Source organism: Microbacterium sp. zg.Y909 (genome assembly GCF_024626565.1).
Genome location: NZ_JANJFJ010000237.1, coordinates 1 through 6,899 on the forward strand (window position 1 = coordinate 1; position 6,899 = coordinate 6,899).

The following is a 6,899-nucleotide window of genomic DNA, read 5'->3' on the forward strand; positions in this document are numbered from 1 at the left end:
CGGCTTTCCCTGCGGGTTGCCGGACTGCTCCCAGTAGACGCGGTTGCCCTCGCCGACCAGAAGCTCGCCGGTCTCGTACGGTTCGATGGGCGGGTAGAGGATGTCGTCGAGGTGCGCGTGGTTCACAGTTCCGCTCCTGATACCGAGAAGGTGTCGCACGACGACGGGCCGCCCTCGTAGCCGACATCGAACCAGCGCTGGCGCTGCTCGCTCGAACCGTGGGTCCAGCTCTCCGGGTTCACGGTGCCGCCGGACTGCCGCTGGATGTTGTCGTCGCCGACGGTGGCGGCGGCATCGAGCGCGTCGCGGATCTGCGCCGGGGTCGGCTCCTCCATGAACGGAACGCCGTTCTCGTCCACCTGCTGCGGCAGGTCGGCGACCCACGCACCGGCGAAGCAGTCCGCCTGCAGCTCGGTGCGTACCCCGTTGCTGTCGGGGCCCGAACCGTTGTTCGGGTAGCGGTCGAAGACGCCGGTGATCTGCTGCACGTGGTGGCCGTACTCGTGAGCCAGCACGTACAGCTGGGCGAGCGGCCCGGCCGTGGTGCCGAACTGGTCGCGCAGCACGGCGAAGAACGTGGGGTCGACGTAGACGGTCTCTTCGGGCGGGCAGTAGAAAGGCCCGGTGGCGTTGGATGCCGTGCCGCACGCGGTCGACGTCGACCCGTCGACGATGATCGGCTGAGGCGGGCGGTACCCGTCGAGTTCGCGCTCCCAGAACTGGTCGAGGTTGAGCGTCGCCGCAGCCAGCCGGCAGTCGTCCCGCTCGTTCGCGTCGGCGCCGGTCTCGCAGTCGGCGATCACGGACTCCGACTCTGAGCCACCCTGCGCCGGTGCGCCGGCGCCGCCCAGCAGCCCGCTGAGGTCGACTCCCGTGAACAGGCTGATCAGCAGAACGGCGATGCCGCCGACGCCGACCACCCCGCCACCCACGACGGCGGCGTTGCGTCCGCGACGCCTCGCCCTGTTGCCGCCCACGCGGGCATTGTCATTGAAGGTCACCCCGCAACGGTACTGGCCGCACGGCCGGGAGTGTGGGCGCCGGACCGCAGACGCCCCGCACCGGTGGCGTGGCGCACGCCACCGCGCTCATAAGCTCGGGGCATGGATGCCACTCCCGACGCCGCGCCAGCCGCTCCCCGCCTCCCCGCCCCCGTCACGGTGACGATCACCGGAGCCGGCGGTCAGATCGGATACGCGCTGCTGTTCCGCATCGCCGCAGGCGACATGCTGGGCCCGGGCCAGCCGATCCGGCTGCGCCTGCTGGAGATCCCGCAGGGCATGCGGGCGGCGGAGGGGGCGGCGCTCGAACTGCAGGACTGCGCCTTCCCGCTGCTGCGCGATGTCGAGGTCACCGACGACGCCGCGGTCGCCTTCGCCGGCGCGAACCGCGCACTGCTGGTCGGTTCGCGACCCCGCGCCGCCGGGATGGAGCGCAGTGACCTGCTCGCCGCCAACGCCGGCATCTTCGCTCCGCAGGGTGCGGCCATCGCAGCCAACGCCGCTGGCGACGTGCGCGTGTTGACGGTCGGCAACCCCGCCAACACGAACGCACTCATCGCCGCGGCCGCGGCCGACGGCATCCCTTCCGGCCGGTTCAGCGCTCTCACCCGCCTCGACCACGACCGCGCAGTGGGCCAGCTCTCCGCTGCGCTGGAAGTCCGCCCCGCGGTGCTGCGGGGCGTCACCATCTGGGGCAACCACTCCGCCACGCAGTTCCCCGACGTCGCCCATGCCACCGTCGACGGGGCACCCGTGCCCGCGGCCCTCGCCGAGAAGCTGGGAGGGGCGGATGCCGCCACGGCCTGGCTCGACGACGTGTTCATCCCGCGGGTCGCCCGGCGCGGGGCGGAGATCATCGAGGTGCGCGGGTCGTCGTCGGTGGCGTCGGCCGCGAACGCCGCGATCGCGCACGTGCGCGATGAGGCGCTCGGCACCGGCGCGGGGTGGACGTCTGCGGCCCTGGTGTCCCGCGGCGAGTACGGCGTGCCCGAGGGGATCGTCTGCTCGTTCCCGGTCACCAGCGACGGATCGGGCTACCGCGTCGTGGAGGGGCTGCCCCTCGACGAGCGCGCACAGGCGCGGCTGCAGGCGTCGGTCGCCGAGCTCGTCGCCGAGCGCGAGGCGGTGCGGGAGCTCACGGGCGGCTGACCCGCGCCGTGCGGCCGTCCGCCGCCGACGCCGCGCCCGGGTCCGCGCGGCGCCCGCCCCCCCAAACGCCGGGGCGCGCCCCGCTCACCTGTCGCAAAGCGCTGCCTGCAGGCCGCCGAAGCGACCGTTCGCGACAGGCGAGCGCCCGGGCCCCTGCCCGCGACGCCCACCCCGGCGACCGCACCCCTGCCTAGCGGGACCCACCCCGAGCACCCGCGCCCCGCTCACCTGTCGCAAACTGCTCCCTACCGGCCGCCGAAGCGACCGTTCGCGACAGGCGAGCGCGGGAGGCGGGGGCGGGACGGCGGGGGCGCGGGAGGCGGGGGCGGGACGGCGGCGGCGCGAGAGGCGGGAGCGGCGGCGACGCCGGATGCCGCAACGCCCGGCCGCGGCCTCAGGCGACGTAGGCGCGGAGGTGCTCGGCCGTGAGGGTGTCCCCGCCCTCGACCAGGGCTGCCGGCGTGCCCTCGAACACCACCCGCCCGCCGTCGCGCCCCGCGCCGGGGCCGAGGTCGACGATCCAGTCGGCGTGCGCCATGACGGCCTGGTGATGCTCGATGACGATGACGGAGTTGCCGGCATCCACCAGTCGGTCGAGCATCGCCAGCAGGTTGTCGACGTCTGCCAGGTGAAGTCCGGTCGTCGGCTCGTCGAGCACGTACACGGCGCCCTTCTTGGCCATCGAGATCGCCAGCTTCAGCCGCTGCCGCTCGCCACCCGACAGCGTGTTCAGGCGTTGCCCGAGCGTCACGTAGTCCAGCCCGACGTCGACCATGCGCGCGAGCGTCGTGTGCGCCGGCCCGGTGGCGAAGAATGCCGCCGCCTCGCCGACCGACATCGACAGCACCTCGTCGATGTTCTTGCCGTTGAGGCGATACTCCAGCACCTCGTCGGTGAACCGGCGCCCCTCGCACACCTCGCACACCGTCTCGACGGTGGACATGAACCCCAGCTCGGTGATGATCACGCCGAGCCCCTTGCACACTGGGCAGGCGCCCTCGGAGTTGGCGCTGAAGAGCGCGGGCTTCACGCCGTTCGCCTTGGCGAACGCCGTGCGGATGACATCGAGCAGCCCGGTGTAGGTGGCGGGGTTGCTGCGCCGCGACCCGCGGATGGCGGACTGGTCGACGACCACGACGTCGTCACGGTCGGGCAGATTGCCGTGGATGAGCGAGGACTTGCCTGACCCCGCGACACCCGTGATGACGGTGAGGATGCCGAGGGGGATGTCCACGTCGACGTCCTGCAGGTTGTGCTGCGCGGCCCCGCGGATGGGCAGCGCGCCGCGCTGCGTTCGCACCGCGGGCTTCAGCCGCGCACGGTGGTCGAGATGGCGCCCGGTGGTCGTGTCCGACGCGCGCAATCCCGCGACGTCGCCGGCGTAGGTGATCTGACCGCCCTGCCGGCCGGCGCCGGGGCCGAGGTCGACGACATGGTCGGCGATCTCGATGACTTCTGGCTTGTGCTCGACCACGAGCACCGTGTTGCCCTTGTCGCGCAGGCGCCGCAGCAGGGCGTTCATGCGCTGGATGTCGTGCGGGTGCAGCCCCGCGGTGGGCTCGTCGAACACGTAGGTCACGTCGGTGAGCGCGGACCCGAGGTGGCGGATCATGCGGGTGCGCTGCGACTCGCCGCCGGAGAGGGTTCCCGATGGCCGGTCGAGCGAGAAGTAGCCCAGCCCGATCTCGACGAACGAGTCGACGGTGTGACGCAGGCCTGCCACGAGCGGAGCGACCCCGGGGTCATCGACGGTGCGCAGCCACGCGGCGAGGTCGGTGATCTGCATGGCCGCGGCATCCGCGATGCTCACCCCGCCGATCCGCGACGACCGCGCGGCCTCGCTCAGGCGCGTGCCACCGCACGCGGGGCACTCGGTGAACCGCACCGCGCGGTCGACGAAGGCGCGCACATGAGGCTGCAGCGAGTCGCGGTCCTTCTGCAGGAAGCCCTTGGTGATCTTGGGCACCAGGCCCTCGTAGGTCATGTTGATCCCCTGGATCTTGACCTTCGTGGGCTCCCGGTAGAGGAAGTCCCGACGCTCCTGGTCGCTGTAGTGCTCGATCGGCTTGTCGGCGTCGACGAACCCCGATTCGGTGAAGGCGCGCACCATCCAGCCGTCGACGGTGTACCCCGGCACGGTCAGCGCACCCTCGGCGAGCGACTTCGTGCGGTCGAAGAGCTGGTCCAGGTCGATGTCGCTGACTTCGCCGGTCCCCTCGCAGCGCGGGCACATGCCGCCGGTGACGGTGTACTCGCGTTTCACGGCTTTCTTCTCGCCCACCTTCATCGCCCCCGAGCCGGTGACCGACGGCACGTTGAACGAGAACGCCTGGGGCGGACCGATGTGCGGGGTGCCGAGGCGGCTGAAGAGGATGCGCAGCATCGCGTACGCGTCGGTGGCGGTGCCCACGGTCGAGCGCGGGTTGCCGCCCATGCGCTCCTGGTCCACGAGGATCGCGGTCGTCAACCCTTCCAGCAGATCGACGTCGGGCCGCGGCAGGGTCGGCATGAACCCCTGCACGAAGGTGCTGTAGGTCTCGTTGATGAGGCGCTGCGACTCCGCGGCGATCGTGCCGAACACCAGCGATGACTTTCCCGAGCCGCTCACGCCCGTGAAGACCGTGAGGCGCCGCTTGGGCAGGTCGATCGTCACCCCCTGCAGGTTGTTCTCCCGCGCGCCGACGACCCGGATGGTGTCGTGGGCGCCGGGGCCGATCCGGGCATCGGCGGCGTCGTTCTCGGCCATGAGGGTCCTCCCGTCACAGACCAGCATGCCCGGGTCTGCGGACACCCGCAGACCTCGTCCCGATCTCACGGCAGAATGCTCGATGACGGGGAGGCGCCCATGGACACGGTGATCGTGCTGGTGATCGTCGGTGTGGTCGTGATCGCGGTGGCGGCGGGCCTGGCCCCCCGTATCAACGTGGCGGGACCACTGCTGCTGGTGATCGCCGGACTCGCCGTCAGCCTGCTGCCCTTCGTTCCGGCGGTGGAGGTCGACCCCGAGATCATCCTCGTCGGCATCCTGCCCCCGTTGCTGTACTCCGCGGCGGTGTCGCTGCCGGCGATCGAATTCCGCCGGGACTTCGGCCCGATATCGGGCCTGTCGGTGCTGCTGGTGATCATCACGACGCTGACGCTCGCCGGGTTCTTCCTGTGGGCGGTCCCCGAACTCGGCCTGCTGCTGTCGATCGCCCTGGGCGCGATCCTGAGCCCGACGGATGCCGTCGCCACCTCGATCGTGAAGCGGCTGGGTCTGTCACGTCGCGTGGTGACGATGCTCGAGGGCGAGAGCCTGCTCAACGACGCGACCTCGCTGGTGCTGCTGCGCACCGCGATCGCCGCAGCCGCCACGGGAGGCGCCGTGGCCGCGGGCGAGTTCGTGGGCGCCTTCGCCTGGGGCGTGGTCGTGGCCATCGCCGCCGGGGCGCTGGTGGGCTTTGTCGCGCTGCGCGTGCGGGTGTGGGTGGGGGACTCCGCAGCCAACACCGCGATCGGCTTCATGGTGCCCTTCGCGGCGTACCTGCCCACCGAGCAATTCGGCGGGTCCGGCCTGGTGGCCGCAGTGGTCGCCGGAATCGTGACCGGCCAGGGCTCCGCTCGCTGGTTCACCGCCGAGCAGCGGCTGTCCGACTCCGTCAACTGGCGCACCATCGAGCTCATGCTGGAGGGCGCGGTCTTCCTCATCATGGGGCTCGAGCTGAAGGACCTCTGGCTGCAGAACCTGGCCGAGCAGAACGGACCCCAGCGGGCCTTCCTGCTCGCGGGCGCAGCGCTGGCCATCATCCTGCTCGTGCGCACCGGCTACGTCGCGCTCCTGGTGCTGCTGCAAGGCCGTCGCGCCGAGGGCGAACGCGAACGGCTCGGAGCGGTGGGCGCCCGCATCGACGCATACGAGGACACGTACCTCGAAGACCCGCCGCCCCGGCCCGTCGACCGGCGCGGACGCAGCGTCGAGCGCCACCGCGTCGAGCGTCGCCTCACCGTCTGGCGGCGGCGAGTGGGCCGCGAGCTGGCAGACCTCGACTATTACCAGGCCTCGCCGCTGGGGTGGAAGCACGGGGGCATCATCGTGTGGGCCGGCATGCGCGGCGTCGTGACGCTGGCTGCGGCGCAGACGCTGCCCCGCGAGACCCCCGCGCGCGAGCTGCTCATTCTGACCGCCTTCCTCGTCGCCATCATCAGCCTGCTCGTGCAGGGCTTCACCCTGCCCTGGTTCTCACGTCTGCTGAAGCTGCCGCCCGAGAGCGACGAGCTGTCGCGCGACGAGCGGGACCGCATCGACGCCGCCCTGCGCGATGCGGCCCAGCAGAAGCTCGAGAGCCCCGGCCTGGCGCGAGCCGACGGCACACCGTTCCCTCCCGAGCTCCTCAGCCAGGTGGGCTCGCGCATGTCGGAGGCACCCGATGAGGACGAGAGCGTTGCCGTGCGCGACCGGCTGGAACTGCGCCTCGTGCTGCTCGCCACGATGCGGGGACGCCTGCGCACGCTCGCCCGCAGCGGCATCAGCTCGGGGGCGCTGCGGCACGCGCTGGCCGAGCTCGACGCCGAGGAGATGAATCTTCGCCTGCGGCTGAAGGGCGAAGGCGATTGACTGCGTGTCGGCCCGCTGAGAGACAATGAAGGGGACCAAGGAGCAGCCCATGACCGATGTCGCCCCGCAGCACGCCGCGCCTGAGCAGACCACCACGCAGCGGGCTCCGGCGGACTACGCCGAGTCGATCGCGTTGCCGGTCGAGCCGGGGCGCG

At 71.7% G+C, this 6,899-nt stretch carries 4 protein-coding genes; 2 read left to right on the forward strand and 2 right to left on the reverse strand.

Annotation, left to right across the window (positions count from 1 at the left end; translation table 11 throughout):
• Nucleotides 1–122: 122 nt before the first annotated feature.
• The gene (ypfJ, locus tag NQ160_RS15695) at nt 123–1,001 is read right to left on the reverse strand and encodes a KPN_02809 family neutral zinc metallopeptidase (RefSeq protein WP_257516109.1); all 879 of its coding nucleotides are present in this window, start codon (nt 999–1,001) and stop codon (nt 123–125) included.
• A 102-nt stretch (nt 1,002–1,103) separates the two neighbouring features.
• On the opposite strand from ypfJ, the gene NQ160_RS15700 reads away from it, so the two are divergent.
• A complete protein-coding gene (locus tag NQ160_RS15700) occupies nt 1,104–2,150 on the forward strand; it encodes a malate dehydrogenase (RefSeq protein WP_257516110.1) in 1,047 nt (348 codons plus the stop codon).
• Nucleotides 2,151–2,544: 394 nt separating this feature from the next.
• On the opposite strand, the gene NQ160_RS15705 is transcribed toward NQ160_RS15700, so the two are convergent.
• A complete protein-coding gene (locus NQ160_RS15705) occupies nt 2,545–4,896 on the reverse strand; it encodes an excinuclease ABC subunit UvrA (protein WP_257516112.1) in 2,352 nt (783 codons plus the stop codon).
• A 99-nt stretch (nt 4,897–4,995) separates the two neighbouring features.
• Here NQ160_RS15705 and NQ160_RS15710 point away from each other — a divergent pair, with 99 nt between their 5' ends.
• Nucleotides 4,996–6,744 (forward strand): cation:proton antiporter, encoded by a 1,749-nt coding sequence (locus NQ160_RS15710; RefSeq protein WP_257516111.1) that lies wholly within the window; start codon nt 4,996–4,998, stop codon nt 6,742–6,744.
• Nucleotides 6,745–6,899: the final 155 nt, after the last annotated feature.